The following is a 24833-nucleotide window of genomic DNA, read 5'->3' on the forward strand; positions in this document are numbered from 1 at the left end:
TCAGCGGATGGGGACGATGGCCGCGGCTTCGGATGACAGATCTGTTGAGGTGGGGAAGCCCGGGGGATGGAACGGGAGGTTCGCGGTGGAGGTCAGGTGGACGGTGACCGTCGTACCTTCGACGTCCACGGACCAGTCGAGGCTGTCGAATCTGTTGCTGGCAGCAACTTCATCGAGGTAGTCGGCGGTCAGTCGGGCGGCCTGGTCGGCGTCGATCGCCGCGTTGCCGCCGGCGCCGGGCTGGGCGTAGACCGCGGCCAGGCCGTTGGCCGCGGCGAGAACTGCGCCGTCGGCGGTTGCGTCGAGGTCGCGGCGGACCAGGAACGCCTTCGAGATGTCGGTGACCACCACGACCATCAACAGGATGACCACGGTGAACCCGATGATCAGGACGGTCATCTGCCCGTCCTCACCGTGCTTCCGCCGCCTCATCAGTTGCCCTTGGCTTCGCGGTAGTCGCCGAACGCCTCGGTGTGCGCGGCGCTGATGCGGATCGCCGGCGGTTCGCCGCCGAGCGCGTCGGGGATCAGCGGCAGGCGTACTTCGGTGTCGATCGTGACGGTCACCGTCGACCCCGGCTGCAGACAGGCCGGGTTACAGCTGATCGTCAGCTCGTCAGGGCTGAGCTCCATCCCCTGGTCCTTCATGGCCAGCTTCGCCGCCTCGAACGCCCGGGTGCGCGCTTCGTCCTCGGACATCCCGTCCGGCACGATGACGAACGCCCGCCCGGCCGCGCGGGTCGCCGCGGTCGCGCCGTACGACGCCCGCTGGACGTCGAACACGCCGAGCATGAAGTAGACCAACGGAACCATCAGCAGGATCGCCAGCCAGGAGAACTCGACGATCGCACTCCCGCGCTCGTCCCGCCGGCGCCTCACTCGCCCGTCTCCTTGACCGCGTGCCCCTGGACGCTGAACGAGATGCCTGGTCCCCACAGGCCGAGCGGCGGCATGTGTGCCTGGACGGTGACCTCGACACCGGGCTGCCCGTCGATATCGGTCGCCTCCGCCGACACCGAGTCGATCAACTGGTCCCGGACCACGCCGCTGATCAGCTCGCGGGTGCGTGCCTCGCCGTCGGCCGGCTCCCGGTTGAGCACGGCCGCGTAGTGCGCGCCCTCGGAGGCGGCGGCGGTCACCGTGTTGCGTACGTACAGGAACAGGCCGACCTGCAGGATCCCGAGGAACAACGGCACCACGAGCGTCGAGACCAGGACGAAGTCGACAACCGCCGCGCCCCGCTCACCACGGGCTCTGGGCATTACTTGTTGGAGACCGAGGACAGCGCGTCCTTGAGCATGGTGGCGAGCTGGTCGCCGGCCACTCGCCAGATCACGACGACCAGGCCGGCCGTCATCACGGTGATCAGCACCCAGCCGGGGACGTCGCCGCGCTCGCTCCGCGCCGGGCGTGGCTTCAGCAGCAACGCCACGAACAGTCTCGTCAGGTGTAGGGACATGACCTCTCCTCGATTCATCCGGCGATCAGCCGGATTCCGACAGCGCCCGGGTAGAAGGCGAAGGCGATGGTCACCGGGAGGACCAGGAAGATCACCGGCACCATCATGGCTACTTCGCGGCGCGCGCCCGACTCGATCAGCTCGCGGCGCCCCGCTTCCCGGATGTCGGCGGCCTGCGCCCGCAGTACGTCGGCCAGCGGCGTGCCGCGCTCGAGCGCCACCGCCAGCCCGTCCGCGAAGCGCGACAGCGCCAGCAATCCGGTGCGGTCCGCGAGCGCGTCGAGCGCGCGGACCAGTGACTCCCCCGCCCTGGTCTCGGCCAGGACCCGTTCCAGCTCGTCGGCCAGGTCGCCCCGGCATGATCGCGTCACCCGGTCGAGTGCCGCCGCCGGCCCCTCGCCTGCTGCGACCGACAACGCCAGCAGCTCGGCCACCGTCGGCAACTCGGCAAGCAGTCGCCGCTCGCGACGTCGCACCTGTGAGGTCAGATAGGTGTCGCGGCCAAGCACTCCGAGGACACCGAGAACCAGGCAGAACACCATCAGCGCAACCGGGTCTCCGGTGTTGAACGCCGCCGCGATGATCGAGATCACCAGGCCGGCGCCGAAGGCCAGCGCTCCCCACAGCAACTGCTCGATCCGGAACTCTTCCACCGTCCGCTGGATCCCGGCGCGCTGCAGTCGCCGCCGGATCGTGTTCGCCCCGCCGAGGATCCGCTCGAGCCGTGCGGCCGCCGATCGCAGCGACGGACCGAACAGCCGCAGGATCGCGTAGAACGGCGATCGCGAATCGACCACGCCGACAAAGACATCCGGCGCCCCGAGATCGCGTAGGTACGGCGAGATCCGCTCGTCGACCGTCGGTTTGCGAAGGAACGGCAGCCGCAGTACGACGACCAGCAATCCGGCGCCGAGCAATGCGCCGAGGAAACCGCCGACCAGCATCGGGCTCATCGCAGCACCCGCTCCGGCTCGGGCAGGCGGCCGATCCGCAGCATCAACCGGTACGCGAGCACGCAGACGACCGCGCCCGCGGCAATGATCAGCGCACCGACCGGTGAGTTGTACCGCTGGATCACATCGCCCTGGAACGACAGCATCGCCAGCACCAGCCACGGCGCGGCGACCGCGACCCGAGCGCCGTTGACCGACCAGGACTGCCGTGACTCGAGCTCGGACCTGGTCCGCGCGTCGTCGCGCAGGAACGTCGACAGCGATCGCAGCAGCCGGCCGAGATCGCCACCGCCGACCTCGCGCGCGATCCGCAGCGCCTCGACCACGCGGTCACCGACCGGATCGGCCAGCCGCGCCTTCAACCGGTCGAGCGATTCGGCGAACCGGCCCGTCGACGCGTAGTCCGCACCGAACCGCCGGAACGGCTCGCGCAGCGGCAACGGTCCGCGCTCACCCACCTGAGCCAGTGCCTCGGACAACGACAACCCGGCGCGAACCGCGGACGCGACGTTGTCCACCACGTCAGGCCACAACTCACGGAACTCGGCCAGCCGCCGACGGGCCCTGGACCGCACCAATGCGATCGGCAACCAACCCGCCATCAACCCGAACACCGCACCCACCGGCAATGCCCTGGACACCAGGAACATCAGCACGAACCCGGCCAGCCCGGTGATCACACACGCACCCATGAAGGCCCCGGGCGTCAGGCCCTCGATCCCTGCACTCGCAAGCAATTCGCGACTCTTGCGACGCAGCGGCCCTTCCGAGCCGACCACCGCCTCGGACGGCGAGACGAACGCAGCGATGATCAGCAGCAGCCCGACCCCGAAGAACAGCCCGATCAGGAGACCCATCAGCCCACGCCCCGCGGCAGCTCGGTGAGCAGTCCGGCCACGTTGTACCCGGCCTGCTGGAACCGCTCGGCATGCGGCAGATGCCCCTCGGCCCGGCGCAGATACCCGTCGTACGTCACGAACAGCGACTCGGTCTCGATCGCCTGCTCCTCGACCCGCCCGGTCACGGCGACGATCTCCCGCACCCGCCGATGCCCGTCCGCCGCAATCCCGAGATGTACGACGATGTCGACGCACCCGGCCACGGTCGGCAGCACGAACCGGGAGCCGATGTTCTCCCCGGCGAGCAGCGGGAGCGTGCACATCTTGGTCAGCGCCTCGCGGGCGGAGTTCGCGTGGATCGTGCACATGCCGGGCAGGCCGCTGTTCAGCGCGAGGAGCAGGTCGAGGCACTCCTCGCCGCGCACCTCGCCGACGATCAAGCGGGACGGCCGCATCCGCAGCGACTCCTTGACCAGGTCGCGCAGCCGCACCTCGCCGGTCCCCTCGAGACCGGCCTGACGGGTCTGCATCGAGACCCAGTCGGGGATCGGCAGCTTGATCTCGAAGACCTCCTCGCAGCTGATCACCCGCTCGCTGCCCGGGATCGAACCAGCCAGTGCGTTCAGCATCGTGGTCTTGCCGGCCTGCGTGCCGCCGGAGACCAGCACATTGAGGCCGACGGCAACGGATGCCTCGAGCACCGCGGCTGCGTGCGGCGTCAGCGAACCCAGCTGGACCAGGTCGGTCAGCCGGGTCGCCCGGACGGTGAACTTGCGGATGTTGATCGCCGCATACCGCTGGGTGATGCCGCCGAGGACGATGTGCACCCGGCTCCCGTCCGGCAGCCGGGCGTCGGTGAACGGCTGGGACACGTCGATCCGGCGGCCGGTGGTCTTCAGCATCCGCTCGACCAGGTCACTGACCTCTTCCTCGGTCAACACGGTCGTGGTCAGCTCGTGCCGCCCCTCGCGGGCAATGAAGACCCGGCTCGGCTCGTTGATCCAGATCTCCTCGACCGTGGGGTCGTCGAGGTAACGCTGCAGCGGCCCGAAGCCCGCGACCCGGTCGTGGACCTCGCGGCTGACCGCCTCGACGTCGCCGATCGGCGGGACGACTCCGGTCAGGCTGCGCTCGTCGTACTCCTTCACGACGAGGGCGACGATCGCATTCACCGCGCCGGGATCGCGGAGCGGATCGATGCCTTCGCGGCGCACGACGTCCCGCACCTGGGCGTCGATCAACTCGATGGCACCGTCCCAGCCGGATCGGTGCGCGTCGAGTCTGTCCGCTGTCATCGATCTCCCCGTGAGTGTCCCGTCTGGCGACCACGCGGTCACCATGCGCGACCATCCTTTCAACTCCTGAGCGGCCGGCGCCACTCGCGTAAGCGGCCCTGTGGATAACCGTGACACGCGGAAGGCTCACTCACCGTATCCATCGCCTCACCACCGGTCCAGGAAATTGCAGCTTGTTGCAATCCGGCGGTAACAGAACGCCGACTCGTGGCGTCGAACCGGGTGTAGACGACCTCGGGAGGGTGTTTTGACACGGTCTACACAGGACTTCGAGGAGTTCGCGCGGGCGCGGACACCGCAGCTGTACCGGTCTGCCTGGCTGCTCGCCGGCGAGCATCACCTGGCGGAGGACCTGGTCCAGGAGACGCTGGCCAAGCTCTACCGGGCCTGGCGGCGGGTGGAGCAGGCGGACAACCCGGCGGCGTACGCGCAGACCGTGCTGGCGCGGACGTACATCTCCCAGCGGCGGCGCAAGAGCTCGACGGAGCGACCGGTCGAGCGGACACCCGACCGTGCGGACCCTCCGGGCGACCACGCGCTGCGCCTGTCCCTGCTGCAGGCGATGGCAGAGCTGTCCCCGCTGGACCGTGCCGTGCTGGTCCTGCGGTACTTCGAGGACCGCAGTACCGAGCAGGTAGCGCAGGACCTCGGTAAGAACACCGGTGCGATCAGGACGCGTACGTCGCGCGCGCTGGGCCGCCTACGAGCGGTGCTCGGCGACGAAGCCGTCCACCTGACCGCACATTGAGCTGGGAGCACCATGACCAACCTTCACGACAGCCTCCCCGATCTGATGCGGCGGGCCACCGAGGACCTCCAGCCGGCCACTCCCGAGCTGGTTGCCCGGGGCATCCGTCGCGGCAAGGTCCTACGCCGCCGCCGGACCGCCCTGGCCGGCCTCTCCGGCGCAGCCGCTGTACTCGCGACCATCGCCATCGTCGTCGGCAGCACTCAGCTGCTCCAGCACGACGCAGCGCCCACTGTGGAGCCGGCCGGTACGACGAGCTCGCACCGCTCGGCGCCGTTGACGCCTGCGGAGACTCTGGCCGCAGTACTGCCTCAGAGCCTGCACCGCGGTCACACCACCACGTCTGACGACGGCACCCTGTCCGTAGTACTCGACGACGGCCGCGGCGCCGCACTGCTCACGGTCGACCTGATGACGGCGCAGGCGAACACCAATTGCAACGGCTCCCCTCCCGGCACGTGCACCGTGCAGTCAGACGGCACGGTGTACGTCGCCTACGCCAACCGGCCGCTGTACGCCGACCAGCAGAACCCCGGCGGCATCACGGTGACCACCGTGGAGCTCTTCTACCGGGACGGCAGGCAGATCAGCATCAGCAACTACAACGCGCCGAAGGACGAGGGCGTCGAGCACAGCCGGCCCGCTCCGATCCTCTCGATCGCGCAGCTGACGCAGATCGCTCGCAGCAAGCTCTGGGTGTACCCGCCGCGCGTCTCTTAGCGGTGCACCAGCGTGTGCTCGAAGGAGTACCGGCTCGCGCGGTACAGGTGGGAGCCGTACTCGACCGGCTGGCCGTGGTCGTCGTACGTGATGCGGGTGGTCGCGAGGAGCGGTGAGCCCGGCTCCTCCGACAGTAGCCGCGCCTGCTCGGGTGTTGCCGGGATGGCCGAGATGGTCTGGTGTGCGACCTTGAGGCGGACGCCCTCGGCGCGCAGCAGTTGGTAGAGGCCTCGCTCGGCCAGTGTGGTCGGGTCGGTCTCCAGGAGCTCCGGCGGCAGCCAGTTGCGCATCAGGGCCAGCGGCTCGCCGTCTGCACGGCGCAGTCGCTCCAGCCTGAGCACTCGGTCGCCCAGCTCGCACTGGAGTGCGGTGGCGACTTCTGCGGTCGCAGGCGAGATGCCGAAGCGCAGGATCTCGGTTTCGGGCTTGCGACGCGCGGCGGCGAGGTCGTCGTACAAGCTGGTCAGTTCGAGCGACCGGCGTACCTGGCCGGAGTTGCCGACCACCTGCGTGCCGACGCCGCGTTTGCGGACCAGGAGGCCCTGGTCGACCAGGCGGGCGATCGCCTGGCGCACGGTGGGGCGGCTGAGCCCGTAGGCCTCGGCCAGGTCCACCTCGTTGCTCAGCCGGGAGCCGACCGGCAGTTCACCGCCCTGGATGGCCGCTTCGAGCTGCTGCGCCAGTTGAACGTGCAACGGCGTACGGCTGTTCCGATCGACCTGGACCTGGACGGTACTCATGGGCACATCCTGAATGCTGGACCCGATTCCGTCGACCCACCACCCGGATTTGATCACACCCGGCTGGTACGCCGGTAGGCCGATGGTGACTGTCCGGTGTGCGAACTGAACACCCGACTGAGGTAGAAGGCGCTGCGATAACCAGCCTGCTCAGCGACGACCTGCAGCGTGTCATTGGTCTCGGTGAGCAGTTCACGCGCCTTCTGCAGGCGGAGGTCCCGCAGATAGGCGACCGGTGTGATGCCGCGGACTGCGCGGAACCGCCGGGAGAGCTGTGACGGGCTGAGCCCGAGCTCGGCCGCCAGCTCGTTCAAGGACACGTCCGGCGAGGCGTAGTACTCGTTGAGGTAGGTCATCGCGCTGTGAACCAGCTCGTCCTGTGAGGCTTGGGCCCGGTGCAGCATCAGGACGAGATCGGTGACTACGTGCCGGGCGATCGCGGTATCGGCCCTCTCGAGGAGGGCGAGGTTGCCGCGGAGGCGGTCGAGGTCGCGGACTCGGGTGCCGCCGGGTGGGGGATCCAGCTCTGTGGTGAAGCGGGCGTGGAAGAACGACGTCCGGGTGCGCATGCGGCGGTGGAGGGTGCCGCCGGGCGGGCAGACGACGAGGTCGCCGAACTTCGCGGTCCCGTGCGTGTTGCCGACCTCGTAGTCGAACGCGCCGGCGGTCGGGAGGAGCAGGCACCAGGTGTCGTACGTGTCGAACGCCAGGTTGAACTGCGCGCGGGGCGGCGCGAGCAGGTAACCGTCCAACTCGAGCATGGCAAGAAAGTACATGGGCGTGCTCAGAACCGCTATTTTGCGCGCGCGATGACTGTTGCAGGGTGCATGACATGGTGGATGTCTGCGTGTACGGAGGAACCGCCGCGGGCTGTGTCGCGGCGATGACGGCGCATCAGGAAGGCGCGTCGGTGGTGCTGATCGAGCCGAGTCGCTGGCTCGGCGGCATGCTGGGTGCGGGGATCAAGCCCGCGCAGGACTGCCCGGTCCCGGCCGCCGCCGGTGGGCTGACGCGCGACGTGGTGTTCGGCTTCGGCAATCACCCGCACGAGGTGATGCGCGCGTTCCACCAATGGATCGCGGCGGCCGGTATCGAGGTGGTCTTCGAACGCCGCGTGCGATCGGTGACGCGCTCGGGCAACCGGATCACCTCGATCCAGCTCGAAACGTCGCCGCCCGACCAGTGGGGTGTACCGGCCGCCGACTCGAGCCCGGACCGCGAGATCCACGCGGAATTCTTCATCGACGCGTCGTACGAGGGCGACCTGATGGCCCTGGCAGGAGTCCCCTACCGGACCGGACGGGAGTCCCAGGACACCTATGGCGAAGAGATGGCAGGCGTCCGTCCGGTGACCAACTGGACCCCGATCGACCCATATGTCGTTCCTGGCGACACTACGAGCGGACTGCTCCCGCTGGTCGAAGAAGACCACGGCCTGGCTGTCGGTGCAGCCGATGACTACACGCAGGCCTACAACTACCGCTTCTATGTCACCACAGACCGTGCCAAGCGCGTCGAGCTCACACCGCCCGACAACTACGAACCGGCCGACTACGAGCTGGTCCGACGGTACCTGGAGTACGCCGAGGACCTGTCCGGCATCTTCCCCGGCTGGATCAACTCGGGCGAGTACAACTACCAGCGTGGTTCGCTGATCACCAACGCCCCGCTCGGTCTGAGCCGCGAGTACCAGGATGGCAGCTGGGACGTCCGCTCGCAGATCTGGCGCCAGCACCTCGACTACCTCCGTGGACTCCACCACTTCCTGTCCACCGACCCGTCCGTTCCCGCAGCATTCCGTGCGGAGACAGCGGCGTACGGACTGGACGGCAGCGTCTTCCCGGAGACAGAGGGCTGGCCGCCCCAGCTGTACATCCGCGTGTGCCGACGGCTCGAAGGTCAGTACACGATCACTCACGCCGACGTCATCAACCAGACCGAGCCACCGGACACCATCGGCCTCGCACTGTTCGGCGTAGACGTCTATCCGGTACGACGCATCGCTAGCCGCAACGCATCCGGTCAGCTGGGCGTGGCCACCGAGGGCGACATGTTCATCGGCGGCCACCTCGGCACCGGCCGGCCGTACCCGGTCCCCTACCGGGCCATCACTCCGGAGCAGACCGGCAACCTCCTGGTCCCGGTCTGCCTGTCCGCCTCCCACATCGGGTACGCCGCCACGCGGATGGAACCTGTCTTCTGCGTACTCGCCGAGTCCGCCGCAGTCGCCGCAGTGCAATCGCTCCGCGCACAGACCGACGTACAGCAGGTGGATGTCAGCAAACTCCAGGCTCGCTTGCTCGAACGTGGGCAGGTGCTTAGCTGGACGTAGACCGAGAGGAGCCATCCTCATGTGGCTGAACCCCGCCGACGCCCGACTCGACGACCTGCTGGCCGTGCTGAAGGACCAGACCGACCCGGCCGAGTACCCACACGCCGCAACCATCGAGCAGCAGGTCCCGGTGTACGACGCCGCGCGGGTCCGGGCGGCCGATGCGCGGGCAGTGCAGACCGAGTTCGTCCGGGCGTTCGCCGACGGACCCGGGATCGTCGTCCTGAAAGGGGCCTTCAGCAACGATGTGGTCGATGCCACGACTGTCGAGTTCAACCGGCTGATCGACGATCAGCATCGGTCCGGGGTCGCGGCGGGAGATCACTTCGCGAAGCCGGGTGCGAACGACCGGGTCTGGAACGCGCTCGAGAAGCTCGCGGTCGGTGCGCCCGAGGTGTTCACGGCGTACTACGCGAACGATCTGCTCGCGCTGGTCGCGACCGCCTGGCTCGGTCCGGCGTACCAGGTCACCTCGCAGGTGAACGTGGTGAACCCGGGCGGCGAGGGGCAGACGGTGCACCGCGACTACCACCTGGGATTCCAGTCCGACGAGGTCGCGGCGCAGTACCCGGAGCACGTGCATCGGCTGTCGTCCGTGCTGACATTGCAGGGCGCGGTCGCGCACTGTGACATGCCGGTGGAGTCGGGGCCGACGTTGTATCTGCCGCATTCGCAGAAGTACGGGCTGGGCTACCTGGCATACCAGCGGCCCGAGTTCCAGGCGCACTTCGTCCAGAACCACGTGCAGCTGCCGCTGGAGAAGGGCGACGCGGTGTTCTTCAACCCGGCGCTGTTCCACGCTGCCGGGAGCAACCGTTCGGCCGATATCAAGCGGATGGCGAACCTCCTGCAGATCTCCTCGGCCTTCGGGCGCGCGATGGAGAGCATCGACCGGGCCCGGATGATCGAAGCGGTCTATCCCGCGCTCCTCGGGCTGACCGATCCGGTGGCGGCCGAACACGTGATCGCGGCAACAGCAGAGGGCTACGCGTTCCCGACCAATCTCGATCGCGACCAGCCGATCGGCGGTCTCGCGCCGCAGTCCCAGGCCGACGTACTGCGGTCCGCGGTCACGGAGCGTTGGCACCCCCACCAGTTGCACCAGGCACTTGTCGAGCACGCCGGCCGGCGTCAGAGTCACGACAGAAACGCGTGAACGTTGGGTGAACCACGTCCGGATCACGGGCAGCCGCTGTCGGGCCGGAGCGATCGTCAGGCAGGATGGCGCGTTCGCTGTCCGCTCCGGGAGCTACCCTTACCGGCGGAACACGCGCCTCGTGGACTGATCGCCGTACGCCGCCCGTGCGGCCGACCCTCGAAGGAGAAGGCATGGAACCGTTGCGGATCGGGATTCTCGGTGCCGCCCGGATCTCGGGCCGGGCCATTGTCGAGCCGGCCAAGCTGACCGGCGCCCGGCTGGTCGCGGTCGCTGCGCGCGACGCCGACCGCGCCGAGGCCTTCGCCGCCGAGCACGGGGTCGAGCGGGTGCACGCGTCGTACCAGGCGCTGCTCGACGATCCTGAGGTCGAGGCGATCTACAACCCGCTGGCCAACGGGTTGCACGGTCCGTGGAACCTCAAGGCGCTTGCCGCGGGCAAACATGTGCTGACCGAGAAGCCGTCGGCGAGCAACGCCGCCGAGGCGATGCAGGTGCGGGACGCCGTCCATTCCTCCGGACTGGTGTTCATGGAGGCGTTCCACTACGCGTACCACCCGGTGATGCGGCGGCTGCTGGAGCTGGTCGCGAAGGGCGAGCTCGGCGAGCTGCAGCACGTCGAGGCGACCATGGTGATGCCTCCGCCGCCGGAGGACGACCCGCGCTGGTCGCTGCCGCTGGCCGGCGGCGCGGTGATGGACGTCGGTTGTTACGCGCTGCACGCGCAGCGGATGTTCACGCCGTACGCCGGTGGGGCGCCTCGACTGGTGAGCGCCCGGGCCGGCGAGCGGAAGCGGCTGCCTGGCGTGGACGAGTGGCTGAACGCGGACCTGGAGTTCCCGAACGGCGCGACCGGCGCGGTGCGGACGAGCATGGCGGCGGAGGAGGTCGAGTTCAGCCTCAAGGTCGTGGGTAGTCGAGGTGAGGCGTTCGCGCCGTTCTACGTGCTGCCGCAGCGGGACGACCGGGTGGTGGTGACGACCAAGGAGGACACCTGGGTCGAGCACCGCGGCACGCGTACGTCGTACACCTATCAGCTGGAGGCCTTCACCGGAGCCGTCCGCAACGGCGCTCCGGTGCTGACCGACGTCGACGATGCGCTGGCGACGATGGAGCTGATCGACGCCTGCTACGTGGCTGCCGGGATGACTCCGAGGCCGGCGTCGGCCGTCTGAGCACTGCGGTCGGCGATTGCGTGCGCGAACGCCTGGATGAACGGGTGCGGTCGCGTGCCGTCGCCGGCCAGCTCCGGCTGGAACAGCGTGGCGAGATAGAACGGGTGGTCGGGTAGTTCGGCGATGCGCGGATCGCCGTCGTCGTCGTACCCGCTGAAGATGAGACCGTGGTCGCGGAGCAGGCCGAGCCTGGTGGTGTCGAGGCCGTACGAGCAGTAGTAGCGCTCCATGGATCGCTCTGCGCCCAGGAGTGCGGCCGCTCGGGTGCCCGGGGTTACCTGGATCGCGCCCTCGTGGCCGTCGAGTGAGCACGCCATCGGGACGATCAGCAGGTCGTCCGCGTCCGGGGTGCTCTCGCCGTGCTGGACGTTGGTGGCGCCGCAGACGTTGCGGGCGAACTCGAGCATCGCGTGCTGGAACCCGGCGCAGGTGCCGAGGAACGGGATGCCGTTGTCGCGGGCGATCCGGATCGCGGTGATCGCGCCCGCCTCGCTGCGGTACGGGCTGCCGGGGAGCAGCCAGATCCCGTCGAAGCCTTCGAGGGCCTCGTCGACCTGGTCGGTCGGGATCCAGTAGGCGTCGAAGTCGAGGTTGTCGCGGTCGCGGAGACGGTCGAGGAGGATCGGTATGCGGACGTGGGAGCGGACATGCGGCGAGCGGTCGGCGACGAGGGCGATGCGGCCGGAGTAGGCGTTCATGGGTCCATCCTCACGGCCGATCTGGTATCAGCGCCAACGATGATCTCTGCATTGTGCATAAGCAATACTGATCCGCGTGGATCCTCATCTGCTGCGGACGTTCGTGACGGTGGCCGAGTGCGGCTCGTTCTCCGCCGCCGCAGAACGACTCGGCTACACCCAGTCAGCCGTCTCCCAGCACATCTCCACCCTGGAGAACGACCTGGGTACGCCGCTACTCCGCCGCCGCCCCGTGACCCCGACCCCCGCCGGCGAACGCCTGCTCGAACACGCCTCCCCCATCCTCCTCCGCCTCAACGCCGCCCGAGCCGACGTACGCCGCGCCGTCAGCACGACCCCCACCCCGCTCACCGTGGCCGCCACACCACTGGCGTCCGGCGGCGGCAGGTCGAGCGGCGCGGCCGCTCCCGGGCCGCCTGGTGGGTTGTTGTCTGCTGCATTGCGGCAGGTGCGGCGGTTGCATCCTGGGACTGAGGTGCGGTTGACGGTTTGTGGGCGGGAGGGGGTTGTGGAGGGTGTGGCCAGCGGAGACTTTGCGCTTGGGTTGGTTGATGGTGTGGCTGCGCCGAGTGATCCGCTTCGGCTCTCGGACTCCATGCATCTGCGTACGACGGCGGTCGCGCACGACGATCTGGTCGTTGCCCTGCCCAACGATCACCCACTGGGGGGCCGGCGAGGTATCGCCCTGCGCGACCTCGCCGACGCTCGCTGGATCGACGCGCCCGACCTCGCCGCACCGCTCGCCGTCCTCCGCGCGACCACCGGCTCCGACGGCTTCCGGCCCGCCATCACGTACGCCGGCACCGACCTCCACACCCTCCTGACCCTGATCGCCAACGGCCACGGCCTCGCCGTCCTCCCGCGATCAGCGCCGGCTCAGGGAGCCGTCCCGCTCACCAGCCCGCGCCTGGTCCACCGAACGGAACTCCTCCACGGCCACCTGTCCGAGCCGGCAGCGACAGCCCTAGCCGCCGCACTCGCCAAGTAGCTCCTCGAGCCCAGCCCGCGACATCGGCCGAGCCAGCACCCCGACAGCCTCACGCTCCGCGAACTCCGCATGGTCAGAGTCCTGCGGATCGATCGCCTCGCAGATCGCGTTGTACGCCCAGTTGAGCCACGCCGTGATCGCCACACCGAACGACGACAGCTCCAGCGCCGGCCAAGCGCCGTACCCCTCGCGGAACGCCGCCACCGCTTTGGTGTTGAGCGTCGGCCGCATCACCCACTGCGTCAGCGCCGACCCCAGCTCGAGCGCGGGCGTCATCGAGCCGGCGAAGTCCCACTCCATCACGATCAGCTCGTCGTCACGCCCCAGCCGGACATGCGTCGGGATCAGGTTGCTGTTGCAGAGAATGAGCTCACCGGGATCGACCGCGGTCTCGATCGTCTGCAGATCGAGCCACACCGGCAGGATCGCCTCGAGCCGGTCCGCCCACGGCTTGCCCGCGACCCGAGCCCGCTCGAGCAGCTTGTCCCACTCCGACTCCGGCCGCCGCCAAACGACGTACGGATTCATCGGCTCTTCGGTCGGGATCGCGAGCGCATGCAACTTCCCGTACGCCGCTCCCGCCCGCCGCGCCACCGCCGCGGACACGGGCAGCGCCGGCGACGGGCCTACCTCGAGCCACTCGTGAACCCGCCAGTTCTCGCCCTGCACCGGCTCGATCAGAAGCCCTCGCGGACTCCGTACGGCGACCGGCGCCGCCACTCCGACCGCCACAGCGGCGTCCCGAAGCTTGGCGCCGAGCTCGGCCTGCTCGTTCGTGATCCAGTCGAAGACCGTCACCGCCAGCCACCGCCCGCGGTCGGTGGTCAGCTCCCAGCACCGCCCCATCGCGGTGAACGCGACAGGGCGGGGCGGGCGGAGCATCGTGCCGAGGCCGAACGATGCGGCCAGCGCCTCGGCCAACCCATCGGGTACGGCGGGTGTCGCCGCGATCCGGCGTTCGACTTCAGCTTTCAGTGCAGGCCAGTCCCGCAGTCCGTACTGGCCCGCCAGCGCACGCTGGGCGTCCGCGAGCGAGGCAGTCGGCGAGGTCTCACGCAGTACAGCCAGCAGATCCTTGGCTTCCTTGCGCAGGAACTCGATCGTCGGCCGATCCGGCAGCAACTTCATGACGCGTCCTCTCCGGCCCGGACTCGCACGGGCAGGCAGAGAGAGGAACGTGAGGTGGCTTCCAGCCTTCCGGCGAGTCTCGACGCGTCCTCACGACGCCCTCAAGAAGTTACCCAACCTCACCTCGCCGGTCAACGGCCGCTATTTCCGCCCCTGCTTGGTGGGCGGGATGATCGCGCTGTCGTTCGGGTTGGGTTTCGGCTGTTTGGGTTGCTTGGGTTTGCGGACTTCACGTCCGCCTTTGTTCTTCGCCATGATGCACTCCGGGGCTCGAGGATCGCGGATCTCGGACGGGCCGACGGCCCTGCCTGCACCGCGGTACTCCTCGTGCCCCGGGGGTCGTCTTCGACGCTACACCCAAAAGCCGGCTTTCAGTCGTGCGTCGGGAAGCCCAGGTTGATCCCGCCGTGCGACGGGTCCAGCCAGCGCGAGGTGACGACCTTGCCGCGGGTGAAGAAGTGCACGCCCTCGGTGCCGTGCGCGTGGGTGTCGCCGAACAGCGAGTTCTTCCAGCCGCCGAACGAGTAGTACGCCATCGGGACCGGGATCGGCACGTTGATACCGACCATCCCGACCTCGACCTCGTTCTGGAACCGTCGCGCCGCGCCGCCGTCGTTGGTGAAGATCGCCGTCCCGTTGCCGTACGGGTTCGAGTTCACCAGCGCGAGCGCCGAGTCGTACGACGCCGTCCGGAGGACCGACAGGACCGGGCCGAAGATCTCGTCGGTGTAGATCGACATCTCCGGCGTGACCTTGTCGAACAGCGTCGGGCCGAGCCAGAACCCGTCGGCCGCGCCGTCGAAGTCACCCTCGCGGCCGTCGACGACGAGCTCGGCGCCTTCCTCGACACCGGCAGCGACGTACCCGGAGACCTTGTCGCGGTGCGGACCGGTGACGAGCGGGCCCATGTCGCAGCCGCGCGTGCCGTCGCCGGTCTTCAGCTTGCCCATCCGCTCCTTGATCTTGCCGATCAGCTCGTCCGCGATCGGCTCGACCGCGACCAGCGCGGAGATCGCCATACAGCGCTCACCGGCCGACCCGAAGCCGGCGTTGACCGCGGCGTCGGCGGCCAGGTCGAGGTCCGCGTCGGGCAGCACGATCATGTGGTTCTTGGCGCCGCCGAGGGCCTGGACCCGCTTGCCGTGAGCGGTGCCGGTCTCGTAGACATAGCGAGCGATCGGGGTCGAGCCGACGAACGAGACCGACTTGATGTCGGGGTGCTCGAGCAGCCGGTCGACGGCCTCCTTGTCGCCGTGTACGACGTTCACCACGCCGTCCGGCAGACCGGCCTCCTTCCACAGCTCGGCCATCGCGTTCGCCGCCGACGGGTCCTTCTCGGACGGCTTGATCACCACACTATTGCCACAGGCAACGGCGATCGGGACGAACCACATCGGCACCATGGCCGGGAAGTTGAACGGCGAGATCACCGCGCAGACACCGAGCGGCTGGCGGATCGAGTACACGTCGACCTTGGTCGACACACCCTCACTGAACCCGCCCTTGAGCAGATGCGGGATGCCGCAGGCGAACTCGATCACCTCGAGGCCGCGGGTCACCTCACCGAGCGCGTCGGACAGCACCTTGCCGTGCTCGGCGGTGATGATCTGCGCGATCCGCTCCTTGTCCCGGTTCACCAGCTCGCGGTACGCGAACAGGACCTGGGCGCGGCGGGTGAGCGAGGTCTCCGCCCACGCCTTCGAGGTCTCGTGAGCCACCTTGACGACCTCGTCGACGGTCGCCGCCGACGCCAGGTCCAGCTCACCGGTGACCTGGCCGGTCGCCGGGTTGTAGACCTTGCTGGTCCGCTCGGCCACGCCGGTCCACGGGCTGCCGCCGACGAGGTGGGTGATGCGCTTGATCTCAGTACTCACGATGCTTCCTCACTGCCGAATTCCTGAAGGTGTTTCATCCGAGGACCTTGCTGCGGTCGGCCAGGGTGACGTCGACCGGTCTACCAGAGCTGAGCGACTCGATGCCTGCCTCGCAGACCGCGGCCGCGGCGTACCCGTCCCAGGCGCTCGGCCCGTCGATCTCGCCGCGCACGGTGGCATCGACCCAGCGTTGCACCTCGAGGTCGTACGCCTGCTCGAACCGCACCCGGAAGTCGGCCGGCATCGCGCCGCCCCATTGCCCGCCGGCCCGGGTGAACACGCCGGACCCGAGCCCGATCGTCGCGCTCCCGCGCTCGGCCACAGCCTCACACCGGACCTCGTACCCGACCTGGAAGTTCACGAACACCTCCACGTCGGCCATCGCGCCGTTCGCCAGCTCGAACAGGGCCAGCTGCGGATCGAGTACGCCGTCCGCCGCCAGGCTGGTCGGCTGCGGCGTGCGCACGGTGATCCGGGTGATCTCCGAGCCGAACAACCAGCGCGCGACATCGACCTCGTGCACCATCGAGTCCCGCACGATCATCTCGCTCCGGAACGTCGCGGGCACCGACTGGTTCCGGTGCACGTTGTGCAGCAGCAACGTACGCCCGAGCTCACCTGAGTCGAGCAGTTGCTTCATCGCGGCGTACTCCGGGTCGAAGCGCCGCATGAACCCGACCTGGATCAGCTGCCGCCCGAGCTTGTGCTCCCGCTCGACGACCTGCAAGGCCGAGGCCGCATCCATCGTCAGCGGCTTCTCGCACAGGACCGGCTTGCCGTGCTCCAGACAGGCGAACAGCTGCTCGGCGTGCGCGAACCCCGGTGAGGCGAGGATCACCGCGTCGACCTCGTCGCTCGCGATCAGCTCGAGCGGGTCGGCTACGACGCGAGCATCGAGCCTCGACGCGAGGCTCTCGGCCCGCGCCCAGTCCGGATCCGACACCGCGACCAGGCGCGCGCCCGCGGTCTTCCGCACCACTCGCTCGGCGTGGTCGGCGCCCATCACCCCCACGCCGACGATCCCGACCCGCAGATCGCTCATGTGTCCTCCTGCCGCTGCGTTTCATTCTCCACGACCAACTCGGGGTTGACGCTGCGCAGTTCGTGGCTCAGGGCCTCGAGCTCGGAGCCGCCCGCCATCTCGGTGGTCAGCTGCTCCAGCGTGATCTCCGACCGGTGCGTGTCCAGCGCCACCCGCCCCAGCTTCAGTACGACGAAGTGGTTCCCGACCAGGTAGGCGTGATGCGGGTTGTGGGTGATGAAGATGACGCCGATCCCGGCGTCGCGCGCCTTCACGACGTACTTCAGCACCACCCCGGACTGGTTCACGCCGAGCGCGGCGGTCGGCTCGTCGAGGATCAGCACCTTCGCGCCGAAATGGATCGCCCGCGCGATCGCGACGCACTGCCGCTGACCGCCGGACAGCTTCCCGACCGGCTGCTCGAGATCGGGGATCGAGATCCCCATCTTCGTCAGCTCCTCCTGCGCGATCCGCTTCATCTTCGCCGTGTCCAGCTGCCGGAACGGCCCCTTGGTGATCTCGTTGCCGAGGAAGAAGTTCCGCCAGACCGACATCAGCGGAGCCAGTGCGAGATCCTGGTAGACGGTCGCGATACCGCTGTCCAGGGACTCGCGCGGCGAGCCGAAGTGCCGCTCCTCGCCGTTCACCGACATCCGGCCCGACGTGTAGTCGTGCAGTCCGGCGATGATCTTGATCAGCGTCGACTTCCCCGCGCCGTTGTCGCCGAGCACACAGGTGATCTCGCCCTGCCGGACCGACAACGACACCCCGCGGAGCGCGTTGATGTTCCCGTAGCTCTTGCCGACGTCCTCGAGCAGCACGATCGGGCTGTTGGGACTGGCGACCTCGTCCGCGAACGACTCCGTGGTGGTCATCGTGCCTCCGCCCGGTTCTTGACGACCAGGTTGACAATGGTTGCCAGCAGCAACATGACGCCGAGGAACGCCTTGAACCAGTCCGGGTTCCAGCCGGCGTACACGACACCGAGCTGGACCATCCCGAAGATCAGCGCACCGACCGCGCCGCCGACCACCGATCCGTAACCGCCGGTGAGCAGGCACCCGCCGACGACCGCCGCGATGATGTACAGGAACTCCTTCCCGACACCCTCACCGGACTGCACGACGCCGTTCTGCACGAACAGCAACTGCATACCGGTGAACCAGGCGAAGAACCCGACCGTCATGAACAGCCCGATCTTCACCTTCCGGACCGGTACGCCGACCGCCCGCGCGGCCGCCGCGTCGCCGCCGACCGCGAAGATCCAGTTGCCGATCTGGGTCTTCAGCAGCACCCAGGCCGCGATCGCGACGAACACGATCCACCAGACGACGATGATCTTGATCGTCACGCCGCCGAGCTTGAACTCCGACGCGAAGATCGCCTTCGCCCCGCTGAACCCGTCCATGTCGCTGATCGAGTTCGACGCGACGGCGCCGGAAGCGAGCCGGGTGACGGCGATGTTGAGCCCCTGCAGGATGAAGAACGTGCCCAGCGTCACCAGGAAGCTGGGCAGTCCCGTCCGCATCAGCAGCCAGCCGTTGAACGCACCGATCGCCAGCGAGAGCGCCAGCGCGACGATCACGCCGAGCCAGACGTTCACGCTGAACTGGTACGCGAACAGACCCGCCGTCAGACCCGAGGTCGTCACCGCGACCCCCGCCGACAGGTCGAACTCGCCGCCGATCATCAGCAGTGAGACCGGCACCGCCATCACGCCGATCAGCGCGGCCTGGTACAGGATCGTGCCGGTGTTGTTGATCTCGCGGAACGGCGGCGCGGCGATCAGGAAGAACACCAGGATCACGGCCGCGCCGACCAACGAGCCGATCTCCGGCCGGCTGAGCAGTCGCGCTCCGAGGGACCGCGCAGAGACGCGGTCGTCGGCCGGAGCCGGTGAGATGATGGTCGATGCCATGGCGATACCTCAGCGCGTCCCGGCTTCGGCGAATTTCTGCACCGCCGCGATGTTGGACTTGTCGATGAAGGCCGGCCCGGTCAGCGTCGCCTCGCCGCCGCCGATGGTGTTGCCGTTGGTCCGGTAGAGCCAGATCGCGTCGACCGCCAGGTAGCCCTGCAGGTACGGCTGCTGGTCGACGGCGAACTGCACCGTGCCGTCCGCGACCGCCTTGGCCATCTCCTTGCTCATGTCGAAGCTGCCGATCTTGGCCGACGACCCGGCGTCCTTGGCTGCCTTGACGGCGGTCAGCGCGATCCCGGCGTTCAGCGCGACGACGTAGTCCGCGGTCTTGTCCTGCTGCAGCTTCGAGGTCAGCGTCGCTGACGTACCCGGCTGGTCGGTGCCGTTGACGTTGACGTTCTCGGTGGTCGGCAGCTTGTCCTTGATGCCCTGGCAGCGGGCCTCGAGGCTGACGTTACCCTGCTCGTGGATGACGCAGAGGACCTTCTTGGCGCCGAGCTGCTTGAGCTTCTCCCCCGTGGCCTGGCCGGCGATCCGCTCGTCCTGACCGAAGTACCCGATCGCCCCGGTGGTCTTCCACTGGTCGAGGCCGCCGTTGAGGACCGTCACCGGGATGCCGGCCGCGATCGCCTTCTTGACGTTCGGGATCACCGCGTCGGGCTTGTTCAGGGTCACGGCGATACCGTCGACCTTGGAGTCGATCGCGGTCTGCACGAGGTTGGCCTGCGCGGCGCCGTCCGGGTCTGCGGAGTACTGCAGCTCGATGTTGTCCTTCTTCGCGGCCGCCTCGGCGCCGCGCCGGACGATGTCCCAGAAGGTGTCGCCGGCCCCCGAATGGGTGATCAGGGCAACCTTCATGCGCGGGGTGTCGGCGACGTTCCCGCCGCTGCCGCCGGAGCTCTGCTCCGACTGCTTGCCCCCGGACGAACTACACGCCGCCAGTGCCGCGGCCAGCGCAACCGCGGCACCCGCGGCCACCGCCTTCTTCTGCCACCGAACCATGACTTCGACCAGCCTTTCAGATGTACCGCGGCGAGTCCGCGGACTTGCGTGGGACCAGAGAGTGTCACACTCCGCCGGTCGTCAGCTCGATACGGCACCCCCGAGTGCAGTGAGATATGCCAACGTCCGCTCGGCGATCGGCAGCGGCACGTCGGGCGGGCACGGATACATGTCCTGCTCGACGATCGCGAACAGGTCGCGGTCGAGCGCGGCCAGCGCGTCCAGCACCGGCGGCAGCTCGGGTACGCCGTTCGGCGGCTCGCACATCACGCCCCGCCGTACGGCCTCGTCGACGCTCAGGCCCTCGGCGTCGACCTCGGCCAGGACCTTCGGATCCACCTGCTTGAGGTGGAGGTAGCCGATCCGGTCCGGGTACTTGCGGATCAGCTCCAGGTTGTCGCCGCCGCAGTAGCTGATGTGACCCGTGTCCAGGCACAGGTTCACGTACGTCGCGTCGGTCTCCTCGAGGAGGCGCTCGACCGTGTCCTGCGTGTCGATGTGGCCGTCCGCGTGCGGGTGGTACTGCGTCTGCAGGCCGAACTCCTCCGCCAGCCGACGACCCAGCTCGGTCACCGCCCGCCCGTGCCTGGCCTGACCCTCGTCGTCCAGGCGCTCCTCGACGATCTCGCCGTTGTCACCGCGCCACATCGACGGCATCACGACCAGGTGCTTCGCGCCCATCGCGGCGGTCAACTCGGCTGTCTTGACGACGTCCCGCCAGGTCGACTCCCAGCCACCCGGGCGGTGCAGCTGCTCGAACGTCGTACCAGCGGTGATCGTCAGGCCGCGGCTGTCCAGCTCGTCCTTCAGCCGGGCGGGATCGGTCGGTAGGTAGCCGTACGGCCCGAGCTCAATCCGCGTGTAGCCGGCCGCGACGACCTCGTCGAGGAACCGCGTCCACGGGGTCTGCTTCGGATCGTCGGCGAACCAGACTCCCCACGAGTCCGGCGCCGTACCGATGCTGATCTTGCCCATCAGCTGTCTCCCTCGACCGGAGCGAGGTACGAGTGCTGGGCCTTTTTGCTCTCCTCGTACGCCGCCCGCGCCGCCGCAGTCGACTCGAGGGCCGACACCTCGCTGACCGGGACGTCCCACCAGGACTCGCTGTCCGGGGCGCCGATCAGCGGATCGGTGGTGACGTGGATCGCGATCGGGCCGGTGGCGGCCTTCGCGGTCTGGATCGCCTTCTCCAGCTCGGCCCGGCTGTGGACGTCGATCACCTCGACGCCGAAGCTGCGCACGTTCGCGGCCAGGTCGACGGGGAGGTAGTCGCCGTCGAGTCGCCCGTCGCCGGTGCGCTTGCGGTACGCCGTACCGAATCGTTGCGAGCCGAGCGATTCCGAGAGCGCACCGATCGAGGCGAACCCGTGGTTCTGCACGAGGACGACGATGATCTTGAGGTTCTCCTGGACCGCGGTGGCCAGTTCGCTGGACATCATCAGGTACGAACCGTCGCCGACCAGCACGAACACGTCCCGATCGGGTGCACCGAGTCGTACGCCGATGCCACCGGCGATCTCGTAGCCCATGCAGGAGTAGCCGTACTCGACGTGGTAGCCCTTGCCGTCGCGGGTCCGCCAGAGCTTGTGCAGATCGCCCGGCATCGAGCCGGCTGCGCAGACGACGACGTCGCGGGGGTCGGACAGCTCGTTCACACAACCGAGCACCTCGCCCTGGGTGAGCAGACCCGTGGCCAGCTTCTCGGTCACCTCGGCCGGTGGGTTGTAGGTCCGCTCGACGGTGGTGTCCCACTCCTGCGCCAGGCGGTGCGTCTCGGCGCGGTACTCGTCGTCGACAGACCAACCGTCCAGCTTGGCCGTCAGTGCAGCGAGCGCCTCGCGGGCGTCGGCTACGACCGGCAGACCGGCGTGTTTTCCGCCGTCGAACCTGGCTACGTTGATGTTCACGAACCGTACGTCGGGGTTCTGGAAGGCCGTGCGCGACGCTGTGGTGAAGTCGGCGTACCGGGTGCCGATGCCGATCACCAGGTCGGCGGACCTGGCGACCGCATTGGCAGCGGTGGTGCCGGTCGAGCCGACCGCGCCGAGGGACTGCGGGTGGTCGTAGGGCAGGGATCCCTTGCCTGCTTGGGATTCCCCGACCGGGATGCCGGTCGCCTCCGCGAAGGTCCGCAGTACGTCGTTCGCCCCGGAGTACGGGACGCCGCCACCGGCGACGATCAGCGGACGGCGGGAGTTGCGGATCAGCTCGGCGGCCCGGTCGAGGATGGTTGTCTCGGGCAACGGACGGGCGACGTGCCACTCGCGCTCGGCGAACAGTTCGTCGGGCCAGTCGAACGCCTCTGCCTGCACGTCCTGCGGGAGCGCGAGGGTGACCGCGCCGGTCTCGACCGGGTCGGTGAGGACTCGCATCGCGTTCATCAGCGCGGACGGGAGTTGCTCGGGGCGGCTGACGCGGTCGAAGTACCGCGAGACCGGGCGGAACGCGTCGTTCACGTTGATGTCGCCGGCGCCGAAGTTCTCCAGCTCTTGCAGGACGGGCGTGGCGACGCGGGTCACGAAGGTGTCCGACGGCAGCAGCAGGACCGGCAGGCGGTTCACCGTTGCCAGTGCGGCGCCGGTGATCATGTTGGTCGAGCCGGGGCCGATGCTCGCCGTACACGCGTAGGTCTGCAGGCGGTTGGTGGTGCGCGCGAAGGCGGCCGCGGTGTGCACCATGGCCTGCTCGTTGCGGGCCAGGATGTACGGCAGCGCCTTCGGGTCCTCGAGCTCGGACTGCAGGAGCGCCTGTCCGACGCCGGCGACGTTGCCGTGCCCGAAGATGCCCAGGCAGCCGGCGATCAGCCGCTGCCGGACGCCGTCCCGCTCGGAGTACTGGACGCTCAGGAAGCGTACGAGGGCCTGGGCGACCGTGAGGCGGACCGTCATGAATCTGCTACTCCTTGTCCGAAAGGCAGGCGCGGATCGATGTGCTGGGAGTTCCACAGCTCGCGGACCCAGGCATGTTGCGGGTCGTCGGTGATCAGCCACTGCCGCTCGGTGCCGGGGCCGGCCATCACGTTCAGGTAGTACATGTCGTAGCCGGGCGGCGCCATCGCCGGACCGTGCCAGCCGTGCGGGACGAGCACCAGGTCGCCGCTGCGTACCTCGGCCAGTACGTCGATCGGCCGGTCGTCGGTCCCGTAGACCCGCTGGTAGCCGATCGGATCGTTGCCCTTGACACCTTCCGGTACGTCGTCGGACAGCTGCAGCTCGAAGTAGTAGATCTCCTCGAGCTCGCTCTCCTTGCCCGGCCGATGCTCGTCATGCTTGTGCGGCGGGTACGACGACCAGTTGCCGGCCGGCGTGATCACCTCGCACGCGATGATCGAGTCGGCGTCGAGCACACCCGGTACGCCGAAGTTCCGGACCTGGCGGGAGGAGACGCCCGCGCCGCGGAGCTCGGTCTCGACGTCGTCGGCGGCGATTCGCTGGAACGGGACGTCCTTCGCGGCCTTGGCGTTCGGGAACGCGATCCTTGCGCCGCCGGCGCTGACGACGGCGAAGGTCGTGTTGCGGGGGACGTAGGCCAGGTCGGTCGGACCGGCGAAGACGTCGGCCCGGCCGGCGAGGGGGATCGAGTCGCCGTCGATGACGAGCTCGGCGGATCCGCTCAGCGGGAGAACGACGTACTCGCAGTCGCCGGTGTCGATCTCGACGGACTGGCCGGGGAGCAGGGTGCGGATCGACAGGCCGGTGTGGTGCCAGTCGGGCTCGCCCGGTCGGACCATCAGCTCGAAGCCTTCGTGCGCGGTCGACCCAGCGGGCCGGAACCATTCGGTCATGCGGCACCTCCGTGGACGAGCGTTGCGGCGTGGTCGACGGCTGCGGCGACGTCGCCGTCGGGTGGGAAGAGGAGTGCCCGGCCGACGACGAGGCCGCGGACCGAGGGGAGGCTGAGGGCCTTGCCCCACGAGGCGTACGTCGCTTCCGGTGCGACGGTCGGGTCGCCGCCGAGCAGGAGGGTCGGGAGGGTCGTTGCCTCCATCACCCGATCCAGTTCGTCGACGACCGGCAGCTTGAGCCAGGTGTACGCGCTCGTCGCGCCGAGGGCGGAGGCGATGTGGATCGACTTGATGACCGAGTCCGGGTCCAGCAGGTTCGTGACCCGGCCGTCCTCGGCGCGGGTCGACCAGAACGGTTCGACCATCGCCATCAGTTTGTGCTCGGCCAGACCGGTGACGGCGGCGGCGCTGGACTCCAGGGTGGAGACGGTGCCGGGGTCGCCGAGGTCGATGCGGGTCAGCATCTTGCCGCCGTCGAGGCGGCGGGAGGCGATCTCGTCCGCGGTCCGGTAGGCGGTGAAGCGGTCGTCGACCTCGAACGCTGCGCCTTGGAGGCCGCCGCGATTCATCGAGCCGATGACGACTTTGCCTTCCAGTGCGCCTAGCAGCAGGAGGTCTTCCAGGATGTCCGGGGTCGCAAGCACGCCGTCAACACCTGGGCGCTCCAGCGCGGTCATCAACCGAGCAATCAGGTCGGGCCGGCTGGCCATCGCCATCCGATCCCCTCGAACGCCCAGCGCTCCCCTCGCCGGATGATCAGCCGCCACAATCAGCAGCCGCCCATCCTCCCCCACCAACCCCCGAGTCCGCCGCCGCTGCCAAGCCTCAGCCAACCGCTCCGGATGCCGCACCCGAATCTCAGTCAACTCCGCCAACCGCTCCCCATACCCCCGCCACCCCACCTGAACACCCTGCTCCACAGGCCGCTGCCCCGCGAACTCCACGCCGGCTTGCTGTACGCCGGGCAGCTGCTCCGCGGACTGCTGCATGGGCCGCTCAAC

The 24833-nt window shown here is 68.7% G+C and carries 26 protein-coding genes; 6 read left to right on the top strand and 20 right to left on the bottom strand.

What is annotated here, in order from left to right; all coding sequences use genetic code 11:
- Genes ACFWUU_RS07500 through ACFWUU_RS07530 form a run of 7 tightly spaced genes read right to left on the bottom strand, consistent with a single transcriptional unit; the run spans nt 1 to nt 4545 of the window.
- The gene (locus ACFWUU_RS07500; RefSeq protein WP_380173554.1) at nt 1–432 is read right to left on the bottom strand and encodes a pilus assembly protein TadG-related protein; all 432 of its coding nucleotides are present in this window, start codon (nt 430–432) and stop codon (nt 1–3) included.
- The gene (locus ACFWUU_RS07505; protein ID WP_380173556.1) at nt 432–878 is read right to left on the bottom strand and encodes a hypothetical protein; all 447 of its coding nucleotides are present in this window, start codon (nt 876–878) and stop codon (nt 432–434) included. Before ACFWUU_RS07505 ends, ACFWUU_RS07500 begins: the two co-directional genes overlap by 1 nt.
- On the bottom strand, nt 875–1261 hold the full coding sequence (locus ACFWUU_RS07510; protein ID WP_137253133.1) for a TadE family protein: 387 nt from the start codon (nt 1259–1261) through the stop codon (nt 875–877). The genes ACFWUU_RS07505 and ACFWUU_RS07510 overlap by 4 nt, the downstream gene beginning before the upstream one ends.
- Nucleotides 1261–1458, bottom strand: a complete 198-nt coding sequence (locus ACFWUU_RS07515; RefSeq protein WP_137253132.1) for a hypothetical protein — start codon at nt 1456–1458, stop codon at nt 1261–1263. The genes ACFWUU_RS07510 and ACFWUU_RS07515 overlap by 1 nt, the downstream gene beginning before the upstream one ends.
- Nucleotides 1459–1472: 14 nt before the next feature.
- Entirely contained in the window at nt 1473–2411 is a 939-nt protein-coding gene (locus tag ACFWUU_RS07520) for a type II secretion system F family protein (protein WP_137253131.1), read from the bottom strand.
- On the bottom strand, nt 2408–3268 hold the full coding sequence (locus tag ACFWUU_RS07525; RefSeq protein ID WP_137253130.1) for a type II secretion system F family protein: 861 nt from the start codon (nt 3266–3268) through the stop codon (nt 2408–2410). Before ACFWUU_RS07525 ends, ACFWUU_RS07520 begins: the two co-directional genes overlap by 4 nt.
- The gene (locus ACFWUU_RS07530) at nt 3268–4545 is read right to left on the bottom strand and encodes a CpaF family protein (protein WP_137253129.1); all 1278 of its coding nucleotides are present in this window, start codon (nt 4543–4545) and stop codon (nt 3268–3270) included. The genes ACFWUU_RS07525 and ACFWUU_RS07530 overlap by 1 nt, the downstream gene beginning before the upstream one ends.
- Nucleotides 4546–4792: 247 nt before the next feature.
- Here ACFWUU_RS07530 and ACFWUU_RS07535 point away from each other — a divergent pair, with 247 nt between their 5' ends.
- Nucleotides 4793–5293, top strand: coding sequence for a SigE family RNA polymerase sigma factor (locus ACFWUU_RS07535; RefSeq protein WP_137253128.1), 501 nt, complete (start codon nt 4793–4795; stop codon nt 5291–5293).
- Nucleotides 5294–5305: 12 nt separating this feature from the next.
- Nucleotides 5306–6013, top strand: a complete 708-nt coding sequence (locus ACFWUU_RS07540; protein WP_380173558.1) for a hypothetical protein — start codon at nt 5306–5308, stop codon at nt 6011–6013.
- Here ACFWUU_RS07540 and ACFWUU_RS07545 read toward each other — a convergent pair.
- Together ACFWUU_RS07545 and ACFWUU_RS07550 are read right to left on the bottom strand one after the other, a co-directional pair.
- Nucleotides 6010–6753 carry a GntR family transcriptional regulator gene (locus tag ACFWUU_RS07545; RefSeq protein ID WP_137253126.1) on the bottom strand — a complete coding sequence of 248 codons (744 nt, stop codon included), beginning with the start codon at nt 6751–6753 and terminating at the stop codon, nt 6010–6012. The genes ACFWUU_RS07540 and ACFWUU_RS07545 overlap by 4 nt on opposite strands.
- A 53-nt stretch (nt 6754–6806) precedes the next feature.
- Complete coding sequence (locus tag ACFWUU_RS07550) at nt 6807–7514, bottom strand: helix-turn-helix domain-containing protein (RefSeq protein WP_380173560.1); 708 nt, start codon at nt 7512–7514, stop codon at nt 6807–6809.
- 86 nt (nt 7515–7600) lie between these two features.
- On the opposite strand from ACFWUU_RS07550, the gene ACFWUU_RS07555 reads away from it, so the two are divergent.
- From ACFWUU_RS07555 to ACFWUU_RS07565, 3 genes are all read left to right on the top strand, one after another.
- Nucleotides 7601–9085 (top strand): FAD-dependent oxidoreductase, encoded by a 1485-nt coding sequence (locus ACFWUU_RS07555; RefSeq protein ID WP_380173562.1) that lies wholly within the window; start codon nt 7601–7603, stop codon nt 9083–9085.
- A gap of 19 nt (nt 9086–9104) precedes the next feature.
- Nucleotides 9105–10241 (top strand): phytanoyl-CoA dioxygenase family protein, encoded by a 1137-nt coding sequence (locus ACFWUU_RS07560; protein WP_380173564.1) that lies wholly within the window; start codon nt 9105–9107, stop codon nt 10239–10241.
- Nucleotides 10242–10414: 173 nt separating this feature from the next.
- Nucleotides 10415–11416, top strand: a complete 1002-nt coding sequence (locus tag ACFWUU_RS07565; RefSeq protein WP_380173566.1) for a Gfo/Idh/MocA family protein — start codon at nt 10415–10417, stop codon at nt 11414–11416.
- On the opposite strand, the gene ACFWUU_RS07570 is transcribed toward ACFWUU_RS07565, so the two are convergent.
- Nucleotides 11371–12114, bottom strand: a complete 744-nt coding sequence (locus tag ACFWUU_RS07570; RefSeq protein ID WP_380173568.1) for a hypothetical protein — start codon at nt 12112–12114, stop codon at nt 11371–11373. The genes ACFWUU_RS07565 and ACFWUU_RS07570 overlap by 46 nt on opposite strands.
- A 76-nt stretch (nt 12115–12190) precedes the next feature.
- Here ACFWUU_RS07570 and ACFWUU_RS07575 point away from each other — a divergent pair, with 76 nt between their 5' ends.
- Complete coding sequence (locus ACFWUU_RS07575; protein WP_380173570.1) at nt 12191–13102, top strand: LysR family transcriptional regulator; 912 nt, start codon at nt 12191–12193, stop codon at nt 13100–13102.
- Here ACFWUU_RS07575 and ACFWUU_RS07580 read toward each other — a convergent pair.
- The 10 genes from ACFWUU_RS07580 to ACFWUU_RS07625 all read right to left on the bottom strand — a co-directional run bounded on the left by ACFWUU_RS07580 (nt 13079) and on the right by ACFWUU_RS07625 (nt 24707).
- Nucleotides 13079–14230 carry a phosphotransferase gene (locus ACFWUU_RS07580; protein WP_380173572.1) on the bottom strand — a complete coding sequence of 384 codons (1152 nt, stop codon included), beginning with the start codon at nt 14228–14230 and terminating at the stop codon, nt 13079–13081. The two genes, ACFWUU_RS07575 and ACFWUU_RS07580, sit on opposite strands and share 24 nt — an antisense overlap.
- Before the next feature lie 371 nt (nt 14231–14601).
- Nucleotides 14602–16104, bottom strand: coding sequence for a CoA-acylating methylmalonate-semialdehyde dehydrogenase (locus ACFWUU_RS07585; RefSeq protein WP_380173573.1), 1503 nt, complete (start codon nt 16102–16104; stop codon nt 14602–14604).
- Between the two features lie 34 nt (nt 16105–16138).
- Complete coding sequence (locus ACFWUU_RS07590) at nt 16139–17146, bottom strand: Gfo/Idh/MocA family protein (RefSeq protein ID WP_380173575.1); 1008 nt, start codon at nt 17144–17146, stop codon at nt 16139–16141.
- Nucleotides 17143–18000, bottom strand: coding sequence for an ATP-binding cassette domain-containing protein (locus ACFWUU_RS07595; protein WP_137253115.1), 858 nt, complete (start codon nt 17998–18000; stop codon nt 17143–17145). Before ACFWUU_RS07595 ends, ACFWUU_RS07590 begins: the two co-directional genes overlap by 4 nt.
- Nucleotides 17997–19043, bottom strand: a complete 1047-nt coding sequence (locus ACFWUU_RS07600) for an ABC transporter permease (RefSeq protein ID WP_380173577.1) — start codon at nt 19041–19043, stop codon at nt 17997–17999. The genes ACFWUU_RS07595 and ACFWUU_RS07600 overlap by 4 nt, the downstream gene beginning before the upstream one ends.
- A 9-nt stretch (nt 19044–19052) precedes the next feature.
- Nucleotides 19053–20048, bottom strand: a complete 996-nt coding sequence (locus ACFWUU_RS07605) for a substrate-binding domain-containing protein (protein ID WP_137253113.1) — start codon at nt 20046–20048, stop codon at nt 19053–19055.
- Between the two features lie 81 nt (nt 20049–20129).
- On the bottom strand, nt 20130–21023 hold the full coding sequence (locus tag ACFWUU_RS07610; RefSeq protein WP_380173579.1) for a sugar phosphate isomerase/epimerase family protein: 894 nt from the start codon (nt 21021–21023) through the stop codon (nt 20130–20132).
- Nucleotides 21023–22936 (bottom strand): 3D-(3,5/4)-trihydroxycyclohexane-1,2-dione acylhydrolase (decyclizing), encoded by a 1914-nt coding sequence (gene iolD, locus ACFWUU_RS07615; RefSeq protein ID WP_380173581.1) that lies wholly within the window; start codon nt 22934–22936, stop codon nt 21023–21025. Before iolD ends, ACFWUU_RS07610 begins: the two co-directional genes overlap by 1 nt.
- Nucleotides 22933–23832 (bottom strand): 5-deoxy-glucuronate isomerase, encoded by a 900-nt coding sequence (gene iolB / locus ACFWUU_RS07620; RefSeq protein ID WP_380173582.1) that lies wholly within the window; start codon nt 23830–23832, stop codon nt 22933–22935. Before iolB ends, iolD begins: the two co-directional genes overlap by 4 nt.
- Nucleotides 23829–24707 carry a deoxyribose-phosphate aldolase gene (locus tag ACFWUU_RS07625; protein ID WP_380174286.1) on the bottom strand — a complete coding sequence of 293 codons (879 nt, stop codon included), beginning with the start codon at nt 24705–24707 and terminating at the stop codon, nt 23829–23831. The genes iolB and ACFWUU_RS07625 overlap by 4 nt, the downstream gene beginning before the upstream one ends.
- Between the last annotated feature and the right edge of the window lie 126 nt (nt 24708–24833).

It is taken from the genome of Kribbella sp. NPDC058693 (genome assembly GCF_042715335.1).
GTDB classification, from domain to species: Bacteria; Actinomycetota; Actinomycetes; order Propionibacteriales; family Kribbellaceae; genus Kribbella; species Kribbella jiaozuonensis.